Below are 21399 nucleotides of genomic sequence, written 5' to 3'. Positions count from 1 at the left end.
GTGTCATGATGCCGTTTTTGCCGCATCCCGTTACGCTGGCTATCGCGGGGCTGTGCTGCCTGACAACCGGTTCTGTCTGGGCTGAAACCTTTACGTCGCTCCCGCCGCCGCCTGCCGTGGACAACAGCGCCGCCGGTCAGCGCTACATGTTAGAGCTGGTGGTGAATCAACAGGCACGGGGCGATATCGTGCCGGTAGAGCAACAAAACGGCCACTTTCTGGTGCGGGCAGGCGATCTGCAGCGTGCGGGGATCCCACCGGAAAAGTATCAGGGACAACAACAGGTTGATGTCAATCAGCTCGCAGAGGTGAAAGTGGACTATGACGATCGTCGCCAGCGCCTGCTGCTGACGGTACCGCCCGGCTGGCTGCCCGAACAGACGATTGGTGAGAACAACACTGGGCCGCGCTTTCCCGGACGCGTCAGCCCTGGGGCGCTCATCAATTACGATCTCTACGCCACGCGCACCGACGTTGCGGGTACACGTCTGGCGGCCTGGAACGAACTGCGCCTGTTTGGTGATGCCGGACACGTCTCCAGCAACGGCGTCTGGCAACAGCAGCTGGAAGGGCAAAATCGCTACCAGGATGATGGCTATATCCGTTACGACACCTGGTGGAGCAATGAAAACGAAAACGCCATCCTGAGCTGGCGGGTCGGCGATCTCACGACCGATGCGCTGGCATGGACCAGCAGCGTCCGGCTTGGCGGCATCCAGGTTGCGCGGGACTTCAGCGTACGTCCGGATCTGGTGACCTATCCCCTGCCCGCGTTTTCCGGTCAGGCGGCGGTGCCCTCAACGGTCGATCTGTTTGTTAACGGCTACCGCTCCACTCAGGCTAACGTTCAGCCCGGCCCCTGGTCGCTGACAAACGTGCCCTTTGTAAACGGCGCGGGCAACGCGGTGATTACCACCACGGATGCCGTGGGGCGTCAGGTGGTCACCACGCTGCCGTTTTATGTTTCCAGTAATCTGCTCAAGCCTGGCCTGTCCGATTACGCCTTTTCCGCCGGTGCGATGCGGCAAAACTACGGCATTAAAAACGCCGATTACGGTGCGGCAGCGATGAGCGGCTCATGGCGCTATGGCATGACAGACTGGCTGACCCTGGAAACCCATGGGGAGGGGAGTAACCACCTGGGCATGGGCGGAGCCGGCGCGCAGTTTAAAGTGGGCAGTTGGGGCGTGATCAATGGCGCAGCCGCGCAGAGTCAAATGGACGGGCAGTCTGGCGCGCAGTACAGCTGGGGCTATCAGTACAACAACAGTCGCTTTAGCCTGGGTACGCAGCACCAGGTGCGCAATGCCGGCTTTGGTAATCTGGCCCTGCTGAGCAACCAGCGCAACGGCGGTTCGGATTACCGTTACAGCCTGGCACGGCGAACGGCGCAGTACAGCGCCAGCCTGTCGCTCAACCGTTATGGCAGCCTGGGCGCAGCCTATATTGATATTTCCGGCGGCGATAACCAGCGCACCAGCCTGTGGAACCTCTCCTGGAGTAAAAACCTGTGGGGCAATGCCAGCCTGTACGTTTCCGCCAGCCGTGACAGGCAACAGGGCGAATGGAGCGGCGCCATCTCGCTGGTCATTCCGTTTGGTGAAAACAGCAATGCCTCACTGAGCATTGAGCGCGATCAGCAAGGTCGACACAATCAACGGGCTTATCTGTCCCGCGCCATGCCCAGCGACGGCGGTTTTGCCTGGGACGCCTCCTGGGCGAACCAGGGCGGGAATAGTGGTGACTACCGGCAGGGCAGCCTGCGCTACCGTAATAATAAAATCGATACGTCTGGCGGATTCTATGGGGATGATGACAACACCACGCAGTGGGCAGATTTGTCCGGCGCGCTGGTGTTAATGGATAACCAGGTTTTTGCTGCAAACACGATCAATGATGCCTTTGTGGTGGTGAAAACCAACTACCCGGACGTCAATGTCCGCTATGAAAACCAGTCGATGGGACGTACTGACAGCAAGGGCTATCTGCTGGTGCCCTCCATCAGCAGCTATTACGCAGCCAAATACGATATCGATACGCTCGACCTGCCCGCCGACATGACCACGCCCAAAGTCGAGCAGCGTTTTGCTGTGAAGCGCCAGAGTGGATTTTTGCTGAATTTTCCGGTCGAGCGTTTGCGCGCCGCCAGCGTGATTCTGTATGACAGCTATAACCAGCCGTTGCCGGTATCCAGCCAGGTGATCCGTCCAGGCAAGGCTACGGGCTACGTTGGCTGGGACGGTATCGCCTGGCTGGACGATCTCAGCGAACACAACCCAATTCAGGTCATCGCGCCTGACGGCCGAACCTGCGAAACCGAACTAACCCTGGCGGGTGGCCAGCCGCAGGCATTGAAAACCTACGGTCCGCTGACCTGTCCCCTGCCGCCGCTGCCCGACGGCGCACCGGTACCTAACCCTGAAAACGCGACAGCCGGAATAACACCATGAAAAACCTGATGCTGCTTTGCCTGCTGCTACCCTCGCTGGGCTATGCCGCCTGTACCCTTCCCGCGTCCAGCGCCAGCTTTGGCACACAAACCACCTTTGTTGCCAATACCAGCGTCAGCACGACCTCCACTAACGCTAACGTTAACTGCGGATCAGGCACGGCCCTGACTCTGCTGAGTAATAATCAGATTACCTTTCAGCTGACCAGCGCCAGCAACACCAACGACACGCGCGGCACGCTCAAACGAAGCGGCGATACTGGTAGCGACAATATTCCTGTGAGGCTGTGTACCGACAGCGCCTGCGCCAATGAGCTGACCATTGGCGGATCGGCTTTTGTGTATAACTCGGCCACCCTGATCAACCTGGCGGGATTGCTCGGCAGCCTGAACTTCGCGATTCCGGTATATTTACGCACGGTCGCCGGGCAAACCGTGGCGGCGGGCAGCTATACGCTCACCCTGAACATGACCGTCACCTATAACATCTGCACCTCTGTTTCCGCCCTGGGCGCTTGTCTGACCCCGCAAACCGGCAGCGGCGTGATCCCCATTACCGTGACCGTCGTTCTGAGCAATGACTGTACAGCGATTACCGCCCCCAACATTAGCTTTGGCAGCGCGCCACTGGTCGCCAGTTTTGGGGCAATTTCGCAAACCATCAGTGTGTTATGCAGCAAAGGCAGTACCTATACTGTGGGCTTAAGCAATGGCAACAACGCATCAGGCAGCGTGAGGAATATGGCGAGCGGAACCAACCGATTAAGTTATGAAATCTATAAAGGAACCAGTAGCGATCGCTGGGGGCCGAGTGGCACTGAGCGGGTGGGAAGTGCGGCGGCCAATACCGTCAGCACCGATGGACTGACGCGCAGCTTTAACTACACTGCGCGCGTCCTGACCACACAAAACACGCCGCCTGCGGGAAACTACAGCGACAGCGTGGTGGTAGATATTGCGTTTTAAAGGGATGTGCTGACCGGCGTGCTGCCGTGACGAGCGCGATATTGCTTAACCATGCGACCAATGAGCAGCGTACCAAGCAGGCCACAGATGGCCGCAAAGGTCAGCCACACGCCCGGCATCGCCTTGTCACCTGTGGCGTGAATCAGATAGCTGGATACGGCTGGCGTAAAGCCGCCAAACAGCGCCGTTGCCAGGCTGTAAGCCATAGAGAAGCCCGCAGCGCGCACTTCCGCTGGCATAATTTCCGCCAGATAAACCACCATAGCGCCGTTATAGCTTGCGTAGAGGAAAGAGAGCCATAATTCCGCCTCTACCAGATGCGCGAAGCTGGGCGAGCCCACCATCCAGTGCAGCACCGGCCAGGCGGTAGCAATCATCAATACGGTAAACGCCAGCAGCAGCGGGCGACGACCTATGCGATCGGAGAGCGCGCCCATCACCGGCAACCAGAACAGGTTCGAAATCCCGACAAACAGCGTCACCATAAACGCCTGCGTGTCGCTCATCATCAACACCGTTTTGCCGAAAGTGGGCGTAAAGGCGGTAATCATATAGAACATCACGGTGGTGGTGACGACCATCAGCATACCTGCCAGCACCAGCGCCCAGTTGCTGGCCACCGAACGCATAATTTCGGTCATGGCCGGGTGGTGTTTACGCTGACTGAAGGCTTCCGTTTCTTCCAGCATACGGCGGATATAGAACAGGAAAGGCACGATCAGGCAGCCCACCACGAAGGGAATGCGCCAGCCCCACTCAGTGACGTCATCATGAGAAAGCAGATGGTTCAGCCCCAGTCCCAGCAGCGCAGCGAATATCACCGCAATCTGCTGACTTCCGGATTGCCAGCTGACAAAGAAGCCTTTGCGGCCTTTCGGTGCGACCTCAGCCAGATAGACTGACACGCCACCCAGTTCCACACCGGCTGAAAAGCCCTGCAGCAAACGCCCCAGCAGAATCAGAACCGGTGCCGCCGCGCCCAGCGTGGCATAACCCGGGACCAGTGCAATCGTGAGCGTGCCCAGCGCCATCAGGCCAAGCGTTAACAGTAGCCCTTTGCGACGACCATGGTGGTCGATGTAAGCCCCCAGAATAATGGCCCCCAGCGGACGCATCAGGAAGCCCGCACCGAAGGTCATCAACGTCAGCATCAGGGAAGAGAACGGATCGTCACCGGGAAAGAAGGTTTTGGCGATGGCCGTGGCGTAGTAGCCAAACACCATGAAATCGTACATCTCAAGGAAGTTACCACTGGTAACGTTGAAAATGGTTCTGGCCGCGCTGGCAGGCGGCTTTTGTAAAGTTTCACTCGGGTTCATCACGGCTTCCTTGGTTTTTTATCCGTTTTAGCCTGCGACAAACCAGATTAATGTGACACCGATCACCATTGCAGTTTACAAGTCTATAAGTTTCCGTAACAAGAAATTAACAGGAGAGTTACAGCAGCATCTTTGCCTGTTATCAGGCGGAATGCGCTGAAGAAGATTCTGTGAGAACAGACATAAAAAAAGCGCGGCGGAATGCGCGCTTTTTAGCCGTGATACGGCCTTTACGAGGCGCGTTTACGAGGCGCGTTTACCGCGCCTGAAGGCCCCGAATGTTGGCTGAATGCGCTGAGCGGGAAAGCCCGACCGGCTCCCGTCGCTATTTCCTGACCGTTTCCATTCCCATCAAGCCAATTTTTAAATACCCGGCCGTGCGCAGTTCGTCCATCACGCTCATCAGGGTTTCATAATCGACAGACTTGTCCGCCTGGAAGAAGATCGTGGTGTCCTTGTTGCCTTCCGTCTGCTGGGTCAGCACGTTGATCAACGACGCTTTATCCACGACCTCGTTGCCCACGTACAACTGCTTGTCGGCTTTGATCGAAAGGTAAACGGGTTTTTCGGGACGCGGTTGGGGCGCACTGGTGGAAGCCGGAAGGTTGACACGAACATCAACGGTCGCCAGCGGCGCCGCAACCATAAAGATGATCAGCAACACCAGCATCACGTCGATAAACGGCGTGACGTTGATTTCGTGCATTTCGCCATCTGTTTCGGCGTGGTCGTTTAATCGCATCGCCATAACACTTACCCCAAACGCAGTTTTTGTGCGGCTGCCGGGCGGTTGACGTCAGGCTGGGCCAGGTCTCCCAGGTCGATATCGCGGCTTTGCAGCAGCATGATTTGCGCGGCCACATCGCCCAGCGAGGCTTTGTAGTTGGCGATCATGCGGGCAAACACGTTGTAGATCACCACGGCCGGGATGGCGGCGACCAGGCCAATCGCGGTAGCCAGCAAGGCTTCGGCAATGCCGGGGGCAACCACGGCAAGATTCGTGGTTTGCGTTTTGGCGATACCAATGAAGCTGTTCATGATGCCCCAGACGGTGCCGAACAGGCCGACAAACGGCGCGACCGAACCAATCGTGGCCAGGAAACCGTTGCCGCGGCCCGCGTGACGGCAGAAGGCAGCCACCCGACGTTCAAGACGGAAAGCGGTTCGCTCTTTGATCCCGGCGGTATCTTCAACGCCAGCAGAAAGTTCCAGCTCATTTTGCGCATCGTTAAGGAGTACCGCGCTGTGGCTGGCGGTTTTGAACTGCTGAGCAGCGCGCGCGGCATCTTTCAGATTGCGGGCTTCACCTAACGCCAGCTGCTCGCGCTTGAGGCGACGTTTGGCTGCACTCAGCTCAGCATATTTACCGAAGAAAATTGCCCAGGTCACAACCGAGGCCAATAACAGACCGATCATGACCACCTTTACCACGATATCGGCATGCTGGTACATGCCCCATACGGAAAGGTCTGCTTGCATTAAGTCACTGGCTACCACGCTGCTTCTCCAACTTCATCTACATGGGTGCGGAATTAAGTGCCGATGATAGCAAAAAACAATCGAATTGATAGTGGTTCTCATTAGTATTTACAATCTTGCAGCCCTTGATGACGGTGAGCCAGCACCTGAATAAGCCGCTTCTGCCCTGCCGTTTCTTCAGCCCAATCCTGTCGGGATTCCCGGTGGTGATCGTTTCGCCTCTGTTCGCGGCATCCCGCCACAAGACGCTTAATTAGCGATCACTCTCATAAAATAACTTTTTCGTTTCGATGAATGTGAAAATTATGTTGCAGCTAAAAACCGCCTACAGCAGGATAAGTAGAACGTTCTACTAAAACGTTCTACTTACAAAAAAAACGCCAATAGGGGCGCAACATCGGGAAAACTCGGTATGACACTGCTATCAGGGTTGGTTAAATCGTTATCGAAGTTATCAATGATTGGTCGGGCGCTCATGCTGCCTGTTTCGTTGCTGCCTGCCGCTGGCTTACTGCTGGCATTTGGTAATAAGTTCGAGTTACCGCTGATGATGAACGCCGGTGGGGTGATTTTTGATAACCTGCCGATGCTGTTTGCGATTGGCTCGGCTGTGGGACTGGCCGCCGAATCCGGTATAGCCGCGCTTTCTGCCGCAGTTTCCGTCTTTGTCACCAACATCACCATTGGCACCCTGCTGCATATCACTCCGGAAATGGCGTCCCAGGGGGGAAAATATGCCATGGTCGTCGGCATTCCAACGCTACAGATGGGCGTATTTGGCGGCATTATCTGCGGCATTCTCGCCGCCTGGTGCTACAACCGCTTCCATACCCTGCAGCTCCCTGAGTTCCTGGGTTTCTTCTCTGGTAAACGTTTTGTTGCCATTGCGACGGCATTTTTATCCTTTCTGCTCGGCCTGCTGATGCCCTATGTCTGGCAACATATTCAGGCGGGCATCGATGCGCTTTCGGTGATCGTTAACGGCGATAATCAGGCGGCCTCCACCTTTATTTTTGGGCTGGTTGAGCGCGCCCTGATCCCGCTTGGCCTGCACCACATCTGGTATCCCTCGTTCTGGTACTCCTTCGGTGATTACGTCACCAAAACCGGCCAGGTGATTCATGGCGATCAAACCATCTGGTTCAAAATGCTGGAGGAAGGCGTGAAATCCTTTAGCAGCAACGGCTACCAAAATGCGGGCAAGTTTATGCAAGGTGAGTATCCGCTTATGCTTTTCGCCCTGCCTGCCGCCTGTCTGGCGATGTACCACGAAGCCCATACCAGGAATAAAAAGATCGCGTTCGGTATCCTGTTTTCAGCGGCGTTGACCTGTTTTTTGACCGGCATCACCGAGCCAGTGGAGTTTACCTTTATCTTTGTCGCGCCCCTGCTGTATGTCTTTAATGCCATCATGGCGGGCCTGGCCTATATGACCATGTATTTACTGCATGCCCATATCGCTAAATCTTTTTCCGCCGGATTGATTGACTACATTAGCTTTGGCATTGTGCCGTCGCTCAACGGTTACCAGACTCACTATCTCAGCGCGGTTATCGTGGGCGTACCGATGGCATTGATTTACTATTTCACCTTCCGCTTCGTTATTCGTCGGTTTAATGTAAAAACACCGGGACGAACGGACGTCACGGCGACGACCGATGACAAAACCGATGCTGAGCTGGCTAGCGAAATCATCGTCCTGCTGGGAGGTGAGAAAAACATTCGCTCGGTGGGCGCCTGTATCACGCGCTTACGGCTTGAAGTCGTCAACAGCAATGACGTTGACCGTGAAGGGCTGAATAATCTTGGCGCACGCGGCGTGGTTTTTGTCGGCGATAACGGTATACAAATTATTTTTGGCGCCAGAGCGCAATTTATTGCCCAGACGCTGTCCGGGATGACAGGCTGATGCAGGCCTGGCTTTCTGACGATGGCGGGCAAGGCGATAGCAGGCTGAGCAGGTGAATTTCAGGGAGCAGGTTTGAAGAGAGTCAGCATTACTGATGTGGCTAAACACGCCGGCGTGTCGGTTTCGACCGTCTCGCTGGTGCTGCGTCAAAAAGGAAAAATATCCGATGCCACCATCAGGAAAGTTCACGCCGCCATTAATGCGCTCGACTATGTTCAGAATGTGGCAGCCGCCAACCTGCGCGCCAGCACCTCTAACCTTATCGGTCTGATTCTGCGTGATTTCAGCGACAGTTTCTCCGTGAAGGTCATGGCAAGCCTTGTGCAGCAGTTGGAAAAGCAGGGCTATATGGTGTTTCTGGGGCAGCCCACTGACGACGGTGAATCGCTGACGCGCTGCCTGCTCTCCTTTAAACAGCAGGGCGTCGCTGGCGTTGTCTGTCTGGCGTCAGACAGGCGAAATGCCAGCCTGCCGTCGCAGCTTCTCCACTGCCCTTTACCCCTGGTGGTGGTGTCCCAGTCGCTGCTGGCGGAGAAGTGTAATCTGGTCATGCGTGACAACCACCAGGCCGCCCACCTGGCGACCCGTTATCTGATTGAACGTGGTCACCGCAATATTGCCTATATTGGAGGAATTGAAGGGGACCTGATCCGTCAGCAGCGCTTACTGGGGTTTCGCAGCGCCCTGACGCAACACGGGCTGGCCGTAAGAGAAGGATTTGCGCCATCCTGCCGTGACGATACCCACTCAGCCGCCTTTGCCACACGTCAGTTACTGGAGCAAAACAACACCATTACCGCGCTGCTCTGTCACTCTCCGGATGCGATAATCGGGGCAATGACCGGTATTCATCATACCGGTCGCACCGTGGGCAAAGACGTGTTTCTGACCCAACAGGTCGCGCTGATGGGTTTTGAGGACATGCTGCACGTGAACCTCACCTCGCCCTCTTTTACCTATGTTTCCTCCGCCAGTGAAGAAACCGGCCGCCAGGCGGCTGAGCTTATCCTGCGTCAGTTACAAGACCCTGAGCGCCCAAGGCAGCGTATTTTATTATCGGGCCAATTAATTACACGAGAGTCAGCATAAATCGGCATTTTGATTGTCAGAGAAGCGAGTATGTGAAAAATCGCTTTCGGGCGCAGCGGTGAGTCCCTGCGAACGGTAGGTGTGCAAACATAATGACAAACAGCCTATGAGCAAGACAATCATAACCAGCCTGACGTCACTTTTACGTCGTAAACGACAGCTGCGCTTATTACGGGATCGCCCTACTGGCTTTAACCGTACACGCGCGCAAGATCACGCCTCACGCGCAGCGCACGCTTCGATATTGCCCGGACCTGACGGCCATCGCGCTGATGCCCCAGGGCCGCTTACTGCGTCCGCCCGTTCTGTAGACGGCTCGTCACCGCTCCCTATCACGACGCCGGACCGGACGATGCTGTTGTGGCTATCCCGCTGCTTGTTATTTGCGTCGCTGCTGCTACCAGGTTCAAACATCAACTCATCCTGCTCTGGTGCCTGCTATGCGGCGACCAACACGTTAATCACCCTGCACTTTTTCAGGCGCTGTTATGAGTCAGATAAACCCTCATCCGGCATCGTGAAGTGTTTCAGCCGCCAGCTGCGCAGCGTGGCCCTGATCCGTTTTATCCACGCCTCACGCAATGCGGCACCGCCGGGTAGATTAAAGCGTTTTCACTACGGTCATCAGTCGGATAAAACGAGAAGGCGCAACGTGCGCCCGCCGTTCCGTGCGGCTCCCGAACCCGACTCAGCCATCCATGTCAGCCCGGCAGAGCCCTCTCTGTTTTCACCGGATGCCTTGCTCAGGCCGCCGCAGACGCAATCGTTACCGCCCTGTACCCTTCCGCGCTACAACGCCGATCCTGCATTGAACACGCCGTCGCACCCGCTGGCGGCATCCCCGGGTTGTCAGCCCTGAGCAGGCGACACGTCTTAAAAGCCTGGCCCGGTGGCGGATGATTAGCGGATATCGCCAGAGCTTATCCCCCAGCGTGAAGGCGTGCTTCTGTCGCCCGTCCGGCGCTGCTGGCTGCGCCCCTTGGCCGTTATCATCGCCACCGTTAACAGGGCCGGGATGGCCAGCACGGCGAAAATCGTGGCGAACCCCCAGCCCAGCGCCAGCATCTCTGCCCCCACCAGCGCGCTGAGAATGGCCCCGATGCGCCCTACGCCGTGCATCCAGCTGGAGCCCGTAGCACGCGCCTCGGTGGGATAAAAGCTGGCCGAAAGCGCATTCATTCCCGTGTTAGCGCCACCGATGCAGAAGCCGATCATCATAGCGCAACCGCCCAGCAGCACCGGGTGCGCCAGCGAAAATCCCATTCCCACCGTGAACAGCGCCCCCGCGCCGTAAATCATCGACAGCGCCCGGTGTGATTCAATTCTGTCCATCAGCCAGCCCGAAAACAGCGAACCGCAGGTTCCGCCCGCCTGGAACAGAGCCGTGATAATGGCGGCCTGCACCACGTCAAAACCGTTGTCCTTGATCAGCATAGGGAGCCAGCTGCCCAGGGTATAGAATAAAAACAGTGCGGTAAAATAGGCGCCCCACAGCATCAGGCTGCCAAACCGGTACTGGTCGTTGAGTACGACTTTTACAGGCTGCGCCCTGGCCTTGCTGACCGGCGGCAGTTCGACGCTGCACTGCTGCAGATCCAGATCCGGTGCCAGCTTAGCCAGAATACGGTGAATTTTTTTGCTGGCGGCACGCCTTACCACTAAAAAGCACACCGATTCCGGCAGCGCCCAGAGCAGTAACGGCACGAACAGCATGGGCAGGATCCCGCCCAGCATCAGGACAGAATGCCAGCCGAAGTGCGGCATCAGCCAGGAGGCGGCAAAGCCACCCAGCGCTGCGCCAAACGTGAAGCCACAAAATACCACGGTGATAAGGAATGCCCGTCGTCTGGCAGGAGCAAACTCGGCCACCAGCGTGCCCACATTGGGCATCGCTGCGCCTAATCCCAGACCGGTCAGAAAACGAAACAGGATCATTTGTTCCATATTTTGCGAAAAAGCGGTTATCAGCGTCCAGGCGCCAAAAAAGAATACGCTGTTAATAATCACGACTTTGCGACCCAGCCTGTCTGACAGCGGGCCTGAGAGCATTGCGCCCAGCGCCAGCCCTACCAGTGCAGCGCTGATGATCAGCCCCAGTTCGCGATTGGTGATGCCCCAGTCCGCTTTCAGTTCAGGTGCAATAAACCCCATGATGGCAATATCAAACCCATCGAGGGCGATAATGCAGAAGCCAAACAGCACCACCATTTTTTGCCACATCCCCAGCGGGCGGCTGTCGATTAACGCCCGAACATCAATTGCTTTGCTTTCCGCCACGGTGACTCTCCGGTGAAATACGTAATGTGGGGTTACTATATGCAGGCGCTGTAATGCGTTAAACGGCGATAATCGAAATTTTGTGCGTTTATCGCACGATTATGCGCGAATTAAACGCCAAATCTGCGTTAATGGATTGTTAAAAAAGACAATTTTTCTGGCAGCATGGGTTGCGTTATCGGCAAAGGATTGTGAGCGGGATCGGGCGGATTTGAGCGGGCGAGAACAGGCAGAGAAGCGGTCTGAGCAGAATAACGGGCCAGCGAAACTGGCCCATCAACGTCTTACCGCATCGCGGTCAGCCGCACGGGAGCATTGGCCGCGCCAAAGCCACGATAGCCGCCACGTTGTTCCAGCAGCTCAAAGAAGAAGCGGCCCTTTTCATAGGGAAGCGTATAGACGTGCAGCAACTCCCCGCCCTGTTCGTCCCTGTCATACAGCACATCGTAACGCTGCAACTGCGCCAGAAAATCGGCGTCGAGATCGAAACGCGCCATCAGGTCCTGATAATAGTTATCGGGAATGTGCAGGGTTTTGAGTCCACGTTCGCGCGCGGCCTTTACCGTACTGAACAGATCGTCACAGCCAAAGGCGACGTGCTGCAACCCTGCGCCCTGATAGGTTGTTAATGCGCGGGCTATCTGGGTTTCCCGACTGACCGACATGTTGAGCGGCAGGCGAATTGCATCGTTGGGGCTTCGCAGCACGCGGCTACGCACCAGCCCCAGCGGATCGGGCAGTTCCCACTCTGTATCCTGCACAAAACCCGGCACGCTACGCAGGAACATAATCCAGTTATCGCGCGTATCATCCGGCAGGGCAATCGCCAGATGGTCGAGGGTCTGCATCGCAGGCTGGGGCGCGGCGCGGTGCGTTAAGTGGAAGTCGCTGTGGTAGCCATCCTGACCAGCAGGCTCATCTTCCACCAGATAAATCAGGCTGCCGTCAGGCGCACATAACGCCGGGATCTGGCGTTCGTTGGGGCCGGTTTCCCCCTGCCAGATGGCGTAACCGTAATCCTGAGCGCGTGTGATCAGCTTATCGACGCCGCGAACCCGCCAGGCCACCGCACAGAGCGAAATACCGTGCTGATGATAATACCCGCTGGCCTGGCTCTCCGGCTGCGCATTCAGAATCACATGCACCTTGCCGTTACGATACAGCGACACCTGCTTGGAGCGATGATCGCCCGCATGAACAAGGCCAAGCTGCGTCAGCCACTGTCCGAGTGCCAAAGCGTCATTGTGGCTGACGGCAAACTCAATGAACTCCAGCGACAACAGCGGCGGCTGGGGCGCAGAGTGGAACAGCCCTTCCCCGGCCAGGGAGGCCAGCGCGCTCGGCAGCAGCGGCTGTCCTACCAGCCAGTCACGAGTTTGCTCCTCCAGCCACAGCAGCGATCGGTAACCATCCTGAGCGGTAGGCACCACCGGCGAGGCGCGGAATCCATCGTTAAAAATTTCCAGCGACCAGGCATCCCGGTAGCCATGCGCCGACAGTTGGGTCATAAACTGCGTCAGATTAAATTCGCCCTGGCCGGGAAAACAGCGGAAGTGGCGACTCCACGACAGCACATCCATTTTTAGCAGCGGTGCATCCGCCAGCTGTACGAACACAATTTTCTCCGTCGGGACCGCTTCCAGCCCGTCCAGGCTGTCACCGCGCGACAAAATATGAAAACTGTCGAGCACGATCCCCAGCGCGGGATGGTTGACGGCCTTGACGCGGGCCCACGCGTCACGCCACAGGCTGACGTATCGTCCCCAGGCCAGCGCCTCATAACCGAGAGTAATACCGTACTCAGCCGCCAGCTCTGCCAGCGCGGTGAGATCGCTGACCTGTGTGGCGAAGTCGTCACTGCAGTCGGGTGAGACATTGCTGCAGACCAGCATCCGCTGACAGCCCAACTGTTGCATGACCTCAAACTTGCGCGCCGCGCGCGCCAGGTTTTGCGCCAGCCTGTCACGGGGGCCGCCTTCAAAGTCGCGGAAAGGTTGAAACAGCAAGATTTCCAGCCCAAGCGCGTCACACAGCTGGCGGATTTCCACGGGTGAGCCGGGATAATAGACCAGATCGTTATCGAAAATTTCAACGCCATCGAAGCCTGCGGCGGCAATTGCCCGCAGTTTTTCCGGCAGCGTGCCCGATACCGAGACCGTTGCGACAGAACGTTTCATTGTTGCCTCCTGATAAACGGTCATTGGGTGACCTTAAAGCAGCCGGTCAGCAGCGAGGCATTCTGCTAACGGAGATTGGCAATTGTTATGAACCAGTTGGAACATTTCGTCAATGTGTGACTGGTCATGATTTTTGGTTATGACTAAGCCGACTATTTTTCACTTTTCTTTTACAAGTTGCGCTTCCTACACTTCCCGCTCTGTACCGAAAATAATAAGGATGCCTGGATGAAAAATGACTGGCCCGCCCGCGAACTGGTTCATCGTGACTATCGTGATCACCCACCGGCGCTTGCGCCTTTATATAAAACGAGCCTGCTGCGATCGCCACGCAATGCGCTGATTTCTTTGCAGAATTCGCTATCCGAAATCACGGCTCCGGTCTTCACCCGGCAGGAACTCGGGCCACAAGACAGTGACCTTATCCTCAATTACGCCAAAGAGGGTTTACCCATCGGCGAACGCATTATTGTGCATGGCTACGTGCGGGATGCATTTGGTCAGCCGGTGCGCAACGCGCTGGTTGAGGTATGGCAGGCCAATGCCGGGGGACGCTATCGTCATAAAAAAGATCAGTATCTTGCGCCCATCGATCCAAATTTTGGCGGGTGCGGTCGCATGCTGACCGACGATAACGGCTACTACTGCTTCCGCACCATTAAGCCCGGTCCTTACCCGTGGCGGAATCAGGTGAGTGACTGGCGTCCGGCGCATATTCATTTCTCACTCTCTGGCGAAGCCTTTGCCCAGCGCCTGATTACCCAGATGTATTTCGAGGGCGATCCGCTGATCGGCCGCTGTCCCATTGTTCAGTCAGTCGGCAGCGAAGCGGCCGTGCGCACGCTGATTGCCGAGCTGGATACCCACTCTGCCGTGCCACTGGACTGCCTGGCCTACCGCTTTGACCTGGTCCTGCGCGGGCACCGCGCAACCTGGTTCGAAAACCGCACTCAGGGGGCGGCATCATGAAACGCTATCTTGCCGAAACGGCGTCACAAACCGCCGGACCTTATGTGCACATTGGTCTGGCGCCCCATGCGGCGGGCTTCGACATTTTTGAAAACAACTTCAGTGAGGTGCTGACCCAACCGGAAACGCGCGGCGAGCGCATTGTGGTAGAAGGCTGCGTTTACGACGGTTCCGGCACGCCGGTGCGCGACGTGCTGATTGAAGTGTGGCAGGCGAATGCCGAAGGGCGTTACAACCATCCCGCCGATCGGCAGCACGATAAGCCGCTGGACCCGGCGTTTCGTGGCTGGGGACGGACCTGCTCCGACTTCGACAGCGGGATCTGGCGTATCAAAACGATCAAACCCGGTAGCGTGACCGGGCGCGACGGTCGACCCATGGCGCCGCATCTTAACCTGTGGATTGTGGCGCGCGGCATTAACATCGGACTGAACACCCGGCTCTACTTCGCCGATGAACAGGCGGCAAATGACGCCGATCCGGTGCTGAATGTGATCGAATGGGAGAAGCGACGTCGCACCTTGCTGGCGCGGCGTGAACAGCGCGGCGACGAGACGGTCTACCGGTTCGATATCTGGCTGCAGGGTGAAAACGAAACCGTGTTCTTTGATGTCTGAACCTTAATCTGCCCACGACAATGTCCTTGCCGCTTCGGCGGCAAATTCATAACATGAGTCATGGATAGGGTTTCCCGGTTTAGTCAGCGCGTGCGCGTGCGCCATCTTCACGCTTTTGTGGCCACTGCACAGCAGGGGACGCTGGGGCGCGCCGCGCTTCATCTGGGGATCACCCAGCCCGCCCTGTCCAAAACCCTCAACGAACTCGAATACCTTGCCGGTGAGCCACTGTTGCTGCGCAGCAGCCAGGGAACGGAACTCACCGCCAGCGGCACGCGCTTCCTGCACGATGCCATCCGTATTCTCGATGCGCTAAATATTGTGGACCAGGTGATGCGTCCCGGCAGTGCGCCGCAGCCCGGACCGATGCACATTGGCGCACTGCCTACCGCTATCGTCAGCGTGGTGGCGCCGGTATTAGCCGGCCTGCAGCAGCACTATCCGGGCTGGCGCATTCAGGTCAGCACGCTGGCAAATGATGCGTTGCTGATGGCGATAAAATCAGGGCAGATGGCGCTGGGGATTGGGCGCATGGCCGAACCCGTATTGATGGATGGCCTGAACTTCGAGCTGCTGTATCTGGAAACCCTGCGTCTGGTTGTGGCCCCACATCATCCTCTGCTGCATGCGGGCGTAACGCTGGCTGAAGCCCTGAGCTGGCCGCTGATCCTGTCTCCGCGCGGCACGGTGCCGCGCCAGAATGCCGAATCGCTGATGACCAGCCATGGCCTGAGATTACCGGATGGCGCAGTGGAAACCCTGTCAACCACGCTGGCGCGCCGTCTGACGCTGAGCCACGGCTACGTCTGGCTGGTGCCCTACGGCGCGGTGCGCGACGACCTGACCAGCAACCAGCTACGCACGTTGCCGCTTCCCAGCCAGGGGATGGCTGAGGCGGTCGGCATCCTGACCCGCCAGCAGCACGCGCCATCACCCGAGCAGCTGCAGCTGGTGGCGGCCTTGCGGCAACGGGTGCTGGACGTGCCTGTCTGACAGCGCAGTTTACTGGGCGCTGTCCTGCTCATCGAAAACGCTCTGTGCCAGATGGAACGCGGCGTTGGATGCTGGCAGGCCGCAGTAAAGCGCAGCATGCATCAGCAGCTCTTTGATTTCATCCCGGCTAACCCCGTTATTGAATGCGGCCCGCAGGTGCATCTTCAGCTCCGCTTCGCGGTTGAGCGCAATCAGCATGCCGATGGTGATCAGGCTGCGCGTGTGGCGAGTCAGGCCGGGCCGGGTCCAGATTTCACCCCATGCGTAGCGGCTGATAAAGTTCTGGAACTCGTCATTCAGCGGCGACAGATTTTCGAGTGTGCGCTCAACGTGAGCGTCGCCGAGCACCGCCCGGCGCACAGTCATGCCCTGCTGGTAGCGCTGATGCTGGGTCAGCTGTGCGTCAATAAAAGGCTGCAGCGCGCGGTTAAACGCCAGCCAGACCTCGACGCTGGACAAGTGCGAGGCGGGCAGCACGACACGCTGCGCGCCCGGGATCTGTTCAGCCATGCTGTCTGCATCGGCCAGGGTCGTTACCCTGTCGTCACGCCCGGCAATCACCAGCACGGGTAACGAAATCGCCGCCAGTTCGTGGCGCAAATCGGCTGTCGCCAGGGCTTCACAACAGTCAGCGTAGCTGTCGGCGTCACAGGCGCTGAGCTGGGATACCAGATGGTTTACCGTCGCAGGCGCACGTTCACAGAAGGCCGGGGTAAACCAGCGTGCCGCCGCGCCCTCTGCAATGGCAGCCATGCCGTACTGACGAGCCTGCGCGGCCCGCTCTCGCCAGGCGGCCGACTCGCCGATCTTTGCCGCACTGTTGGCGATCGTGAGCGTGACCAGGCGTTGCGGATGAAAACGCGCCAGCCAGAGCCCGGTCAGCCCGCCCATTGAAATGCCGCAGAAGTGCACCCTGTCGATGCCCAGGTGGTCCAGCAGCGACAGGACCGCCATCCCCAACTGTTCCAGCGAGCGGGTTTGTCCGTTCGGTGCCGAAGCGCCGTGGCCGGGAACGTCGTAACGCAAAAGGCGATAACTCCCTTTCAGCGCATCACGCTGCGGCTGCCACATCTCGGACGTTGTGCCTAAGGAGTTACTGAATAAAATCACCGGGGCATCGTCTGGCCCCTCAAGTTCGTAATGCAGCATCATGTGGCCCTCGCAGCCGCTAAAACCTGGTGAATAAAGCGTGCCGCGCTGCCCGTGGCGTTCGCCGGATCGAGCAGCCTCTCCAGTTCGGGCCGACGCAGGTGCGAGGCAACGGTTTCATCCGCGCACAGGACGGTCAGCAAACGCTGCTGCGTCGCCAGCGCCCGACGGCAGCACTGTTCAATATGATGATGGGCCTGCTGCCGTCCCAGCGCGTCGGCCAGCGCCAGCGTGACCGCTTCCGCCATGATGAGCCCCTGCGTCAGGCCGAGATTGCGTTGCATGGCTTCTTCATGGACTTCCAGTCCGTCGATCAGTTCTGTGCTGTGCACCAGTGCCGCGCCGCTGAGCATAATCAGCTGCGGCAGGCTCTGCCACTCAGCCTGCCAGCCGCCCAGCGCACGCTCGTGCTCCTGAACCTGACCGGCATACAGACCTGACATCAGGGCCGGCACCCGGTTGGCCGCGCTGAGAATCGCCGCGCAGAGCACCGGGTTCCTTTTGTGCGGCATGGTAGAGGAGCCCCCGCGCCCCGGCGCCAGGGGTTCACTGACTTCGCAGACTTCGCTCTGCATCAGAAGCGACATGTCCCGGGCCAGCTTGCCCAGCGCACCGGTAAGACCGGCATACCAGCCCGCCAGCTCGGTGATTCTGTCGCGCTGCGCATGCCAAGGCACAGCGCTTCGCGGCAGGGCCAGCACATCAGACAACGCCTGCTCTACGCGTTCGCCCTTTTCCCCCAGGGACGCCAGCGTGCCCGCCGCCCCGCCAAACTGCAGCGCCAGCACCCGCGGCCGCATGGCCGCCAGTCGCGCACGAAAACGCACCAGCGCATCCAGCGTGCCCGCCAGCTTCAGGCCTAACGTCACCGGCAGCGCGTGCTGCAGCCAGGTCCGGCCGACCATCAGCGTCGTGCTGTGCCGCTCGCACTGAATCGTCAGGGCGGCAATCAGCCGATCCAGCAGCGAAGCCGTGTCGTTGAGCGCGGTGCGCAGTTGCAGCATCAGTCCGCTGTCGATGGCATCCTGACTGGTTGCGCCCCAGTGGACATAGCGCGCGGCCTCGGGCGACGTCGCCGCCACCACGGCAGTGAGCTGTTTAACCAGCGGAATCGCCAGGTTGCCCGCCAGGCCCGCCGCCTGCGTCAGCGCCGCCGTATCGATCGCCTGCGCCTGGCAACAGGCCTGAATACAGCGAGCGGAGGCGTGATCGATCACGCCTGCCGTGGCCAGCGCCTGTGCCAGCCCGGCTTCGAAATCCAGCATTCCCTGTAACAACGCGGTATCGCTAAAGCAGTCATTAAGGGGAGAGGCCATAAACATGGCGCGGTAAAGAGACATTGGTTATACCCGTTCCAGAATGAGTGCGATGCCCTGCCCCACGCCCACACACATGGTGCACAGCGCGTAACGGCCGCCCGTGCGCCGCAGCTGATACGCTGCGGTCATGGCCAGCCTGCCGCCTGATGCGCCCAGCGGATGTCCCAGCGCAATCGCGCCGCCGTTGGGATTCACATGGGCAGCATCGTCGGCCAGTCCCAGTGCGCGCGTCACCGCCAGCGCCTGAGCAGCGAAAGCCTCATTTAATTCGATCACGTCCATTTGCGCCAGCGTCAGGCCACTTTGAGCCAACACTTTACGCACGGCAGGCACCGGACCATAGCCCATGATGCGCGGCTCCACGCCACAGGCCGCCATCGCCACAATCCGCACCAATGGCGTGAGTCCGTGTTCTGCCGCCGCGTTCTCGCTCGCCAGCAGCAAGGCGCAGGCCCCATCGTTAATGCCCGATGCGTTACCCGCCGTGACGCTGCCTTCCGGGCTCACCACGCCTTTCAGACCCGCCAGCGCGGCCAGGGAGGTGCTGCGCGGATGCTCGTCACAGGTGATGTTCAGGGCTTCGCCTTTGCGCTGTGGGATGCTCACCGCCATCAGTTCGTCACTAAACAGCCCCATTTCCTGCGCCCGGGCGGTACGCAACTGACTACGCAGGGCAAAAGCATCCTGATCGGCGCGGCTGATAGCGAACTCGCGGGCAACGTTTTCTGCCGTTTCCGGCATGGTTTCGACACCAAAGCGGGCGCGCATTTGTGGGTTGATGAAGCGCCATCCCATCGTCGTGTCTTCCATTTTCAGGGAACGGCTAAATGCGCTGTCGGCTTTGCCGGTCACAAAGGGGGCGCGCGACATGCTCTCCACGCCACCCGCTATCATTATTTCGGCCTCACCGCATTTGATCGCCCGGGCCGCCGTGCCGATGGCATCCAGCCCCGAGCCGCACAAACGGTTGAGCGTGGTGCCCGGCACGCTGGAGGGCAGCCCGGCCAGTAGCAGCGCCATGCGCGCCACGTTACGGTTGTCTTCTCCCGCCTGATTTGCGCAGCCGTAAATCACATCGTCAATAGCCTGCGCCACCGACGCCGGCTGGCGGGCTAACAGCGCCGCTAAGGGTAAAGCAGCCAGATCGTCAGCACGCAGGCTGGCAAGCGCGCCCGCGTAACGGCCAAACGGCGTGCGGAGTGCATCGCAGATAAACGCCTGTTGCATCAGCTTCTCCTCAGGCGGTCGCCAGTTCAGGTTGCAATAAACGCACCGGCGTTAACGCCTGCAGCGCATCAAAACTCAGCCCGGGGCAGCACTCCACCACCAGCGGGCCCTGCGGGGTAATATCGATCACGGCCATATCGGTATAGAGACGACTGACGCAGCCCAGACCGGTAAGCGGATAGCTGCACTGTTTGACCAGCTTGCACTCCCCTTTTTTGGTCAGGTAATCCATCATCACATAGACTTTGCGCGCGCCGATGGCGAGATCCATTGCCCCGCCCACGGCAGGAATTGCGTCTTGCGCCCCGGTGCTCCAGTTAGCCAGATCGCCGCCGACAGACACCTGATAAGCCCCCATCACGCAGATATCCAGATGCCCGCCGCGCATCATGGCAAACGAGTCGCCGTGGTGGAAAAAACAGCCGCCAGGCAGCAGCGTTACCTGCTCTTTCCCGGCGTTGATCAGCTCCGGATCCTCCTCTCCGGCGACGGGCGCGGGCCCCATGCCGAGGAGCCCATTCTCGCTGTGCAGGAAGATCTCTTTATCTGCGGGCAGATAGTTGGCAATGCGGGTGGGCAGGCCGATGCCCAGATTGACGTAGGCGCCCTCAGGAATATCGCGCGCCACGCGCTGTGCCAGTTGGTCTCGGGTGAGTTTTTGCATAGCCTACTCCTCAGGCGGAAAGGGTCAGGGTCACGGGATTAGCCACGGCCACCAGCCGCTGCACAAAAATGCCCGGCGTGACGACGTTTTCAGGATCGAGATCGCCGAGCGGCACCAGTTCTGCCACCTGCGCAATCGTGGTCGCCGCGGCCATGGCCATCACCGGACCGAAATTTCGTGCCGCTTTGCGGTAAACAAGGTTGCCCCAGCGGTCGCCCTGATGCGCTTTGATGAGGGCAAAATCAGCCTTAAGCGGCTTTTCAAATACGTAATGACGACCGTCGATTTCACGGGTTTCTTTGCCCTCCGCCAGCGGTGTGCCAAAGGCGGTTGGCGTGAAAATGCCCCCCAGCCCGCTCCCTGCCGCCTGCATTCTGGCGGCAAGGTTGCCCTGCGGCACCAGCTCCAGTGCAATTTCTCCCCGGCGATAGCGTTCGTCGAACACCCAGGAATCGACCTGGCGGGGAAAAGAGCAAATCATCTTCTCAACACAGCCTGCCTTCAGCAGCGCGGCCAGGCCACTTTCGCCGTTGCCCGCGTTGTTGCTGATCACCGTCAGCCCGCGTACGCCATGGTCAATCAGCGCATCAATCAGTTCCAGGGGCTGGCCTGCGGGTCCGAATCCGCCAATCATGATGCTGGCCCCGTCTGGTATCACCGCAACGGCCTCTGCCAGCGTTGCCACACTTTTATCGATCATTTGCTCTTCCTTTCGCCCGGCACAGGCCGGCTTGTCGTGAATAGCCAAAAAGTAGATCGCTCTGTGACAGCAAACAATACCGATAATCGAAATAGT

Annotated in this window: 18 protein-coding genes and 1 pseudogene; 8 read left to right on the top strand and 11 right to left on the bottom strand. The window is 58.6% G+C overall.

Translation table 11 applies throughout. The features are described 5' to 3' along the window. Nucleotides 1–5 precede the first annotated feature (5 nt). Together GKC68_RS04160 and GKC68_RS04155 are read left to right on the top strand one after the other, a co-directional pair. On the top strand, nt 6–2450 hold the full coding sequence (locus GKC68_RS04160) for a fimbria/pilus outer membrane usher protein (protein WP_342656606.1): 2445 nt from the start codon (nt 6–8) through the stop codon (nt 2448–2450). Further along, nucleotides 2447–3415: a spore coat U domain-containing protein gene (locus GKC68_RS04155; protein ID WP_064366665.1), complete on the top strand. Its 969-nt coding sequence runs from the start codon at nt 2447–2449 to the stop codon at nt 3413–3415. The genes GKC68_RS04160 and GKC68_RS04155 overlap by 4 nt, the downstream gene beginning before the upstream one ends. On the opposite strand, the gene GKC68_RS04150 is transcribed toward GKC68_RS04155, so the two are convergent. The 3 genes from GKC68_RS04150 to exbB all read right to left on the bottom strand — a co-directional run bounded on the left by GKC68_RS04150 (nt 3412) and on the right by exbB (nt 6213). Beyond that, a complete protein-coding gene (locus GKC68_RS04150) occupies nt 3412–4734 on the bottom strand; it encodes an MFS transporter (RefSeq protein ID WP_089527847.1) in 1323 nt (440 codons plus the stop codon). The genes GKC68_RS04155 and GKC68_RS04150 overlap by 4 nt on opposite strands. Nucleotides 4735–5059: 325 nt before the next feature. Beyond that, nucleotides 5060–5482, bottom strand: a complete 423-nt coding sequence (exbD, locus tag GKC68_RS04145) for a TonB system transport protein ExbD (protein WP_028723546.1) — start codon at nt 5480–5482, stop codon at nt 5060–5062. Between the two features lie 5 nt (nt 5483–5487). Further along, the gene (exbB, locus tag GKC68_RS04140; protein ID WP_173647297.1) at nt 5488–6213 is read right to left on the bottom strand and encodes a tol-pal system-associated acyl-CoA thioesterase; all 726 of its coding nucleotides are present in this window, start codon (nt 6211–6213) and stop codon (nt 5488–5490) included. Between the two features lie 412 nt (nt 6214–6625). On the opposite strand from exbB, the gene GKC68_RS04135 reads away from it, so the two are divergent. The 3 genes from GKC68_RS04135 to GKC68_RS04125 all read left to right on the top strand — a co-directional run bounded on the left by GKC68_RS04135 (nt 6626) and on the right by GKC68_RS04125 (nt 10070). Beyond that, on the top strand, nt 6626–8122 hold the full coding sequence (locus GKC68_RS04135) for a PTS transporter subunit EIIC (RefSeq protein WP_028723548.1): 1497 nt from the start codon (nt 6626–6628) through the stop codon (nt 8120–8122). A 72-nt stretch (nt 8123–8194) separates the two neighbouring features. Further along, on the top strand, nt 8195–9211 hold the full coding sequence (malI, locus tag GKC68_RS04130) for a Mal regulon transcriptional regulator MalI (protein ID WP_028723549.1): 1017 nt from the start codon (nt 8195–8197) through the stop codon (nt 9209–9211). A 106-nt stretch (nt 9212–9317) separates the two neighbouring features. Next, nucleotides 9318–10070: a hypothetical protein gene (locus GKC68_RS04125; RefSeq protein ID WP_342656605.1), complete on the top strand. Its 753-nt coding sequence runs from the start codon at nt 9318–9320 to the stop codon at nt 10068–10070. Nucleotides 10071–10111: 41 nt separating this feature from the next. On the opposite strand, the gene GKC68_RS04120 is transcribed toward GKC68_RS04125, so the two are convergent. Next, nucleotides 10112–11488: an aromatic acid/H+ symport family MFS transporter gene (locus tag GKC68_RS04120; protein ID WP_028723551.1), complete on the bottom strand. Its 1377-nt coding sequence runs from the start codon at nt 11486–11488 to the stop codon at nt 10112–10114. Nucleotides 11489–11772: 284 nt separating this feature from the next. Then, nucleotides 11773–13665: a TIM barrel protein gene (locus tag GKC68_RS04115; RefSeq protein WP_342656604.1), complete on the bottom strand. Its 1893-nt coding sequence runs from the start codon at nt 13663–13665 to the stop codon at nt 11773–11775. 228 nt (nt 13666–13893) lie between these two features. Between GKC68_RS04115 and pcaH the strand changes: the two genes are divergently transcribed. Genes pcaH through GKC68_RS04100 form a run of 3 tightly spaced genes read left to right on the top strand, consistent with a single transcriptional unit; the run spans nt 13894 to nt 16244 of the window. After that, the gene (pcaH, locus tag GKC68_RS04110; protein ID WP_028723553.1) at nt 13894–14634 is read left to right on the top strand and encodes a protocatechuate 3,4-dioxygenase subunit beta; all 741 of its coding nucleotides are present in this window, start codon (nt 13894–13896) and stop codon (nt 14632–14634) included. Continuing rightward, complete coding sequence (pcaG, locus tag GKC68_RS04105; RefSeq protein WP_013027214.1) at nt 14631–15251, top strand: protocatechuate 3,4-dioxygenase subunit alpha; 621 nt, start codon at nt 14631–14633, stop codon at nt 15249–15251. The genes pcaH and pcaG overlap by 4 nt, the downstream gene beginning before the upstream one ends. A 60-nt stretch (nt 15252–15311) precedes the next feature. After that, a complete protein-coding gene (locus tag GKC68_RS04100) occupies nt 15312–16244 on the top strand; it encodes a LysR substrate-binding domain-containing protein (protein WP_028723554.1) in 933 nt (310 codons plus the stop codon). A 9-nt stretch (nt 16245–16253) separates the two neighbouring features. Here the strand turns inward: GKC68_RS04100 and pcaC are convergent, their stop codons facing one another. From pcaC to GKC68_RS04070, 6 genes and pseudogenes are all read right to left on the bottom strand, one after another. Further along, nucleotides 16254–16640 (bottom strand): 4-carboxymuconolactone decarboxylase, encoded by a 387-nt coding sequence (pcaC, locus tag GKC68_RS04095; RefSeq protein ID WP_230624288.1) that lies wholly within the window; start codon nt 16638–16640, stop codon nt 16254–16256. Nucleotides 16641–16649: 9 nt separating this feature from the next. After that, nucleotides 16650–17396 (bottom strand): annotated as a pseudogene (pcaD, locus tag GKC68_RS04090) (3-oxoadipate enol-lactonase); the annotation flags it as partial. After that, nucleotides 17393–18733: a 3-carboxy-cis,cis-muconate cycloisomerase gene (locus GKC68_RS04085; protein ID WP_028723556.1), complete on the bottom strand. Its 1341-nt coding sequence runs from the start codon at nt 18731–18733 to the stop codon at nt 17393–17395. The gene GKC68_RS04085 and the pseudogene pcaD, both read right to left, overlap by 4 nt. 3 nt (nt 18734–18736) lie before the next feature. Then, on the bottom strand, nt 18737–19939 hold the full coding sequence (pcaF, locus tag GKC68_RS04080; protein WP_028723557.1) for a 3-oxoadipyl-CoA thiolase: 1203 nt from the start codon (nt 19937–19939) through the stop codon (nt 18737–18739). A gap of 10 nt (nt 19940–19949) precedes the next feature. Next, nucleotides 19950–20603, bottom strand: coding sequence for a 3-oxoacid CoA-transferase subunit B (locus GKC68_RS04075; protein WP_013027219.1), 654 nt, complete (start codon nt 20601–20603; stop codon nt 19950–19952). Nucleotides 20604–20613: 10 nt separating this feature from the next. Then, nucleotides 20614–21303 (bottom strand): 3-oxoacid CoA-transferase subunit A, encoded by a 690-nt coding sequence (locus tag GKC68_RS04070; protein ID WP_028723558.1) that lies wholly within the window; start codon nt 21301–21303, stop codon nt 20614–20616. Nucleotides 21304–21399: the final 96 nt, after the last annotated feature.

Origin of the sequence: Pantoea sp. RSPAM1 (genome assembly GCF_038816185.1) — a bacterium.
GTDB lineage: Bacteria > Pseudomonadota > Gammaproteobacteria > Enterobacterales > Enterobacteriaceae > Pantoea > Pantoea ananatis.
Note: the sequence above shows the minus strand (reverse complement) of the source record. Positions and strands in the feature narration are given on the sequence as shown.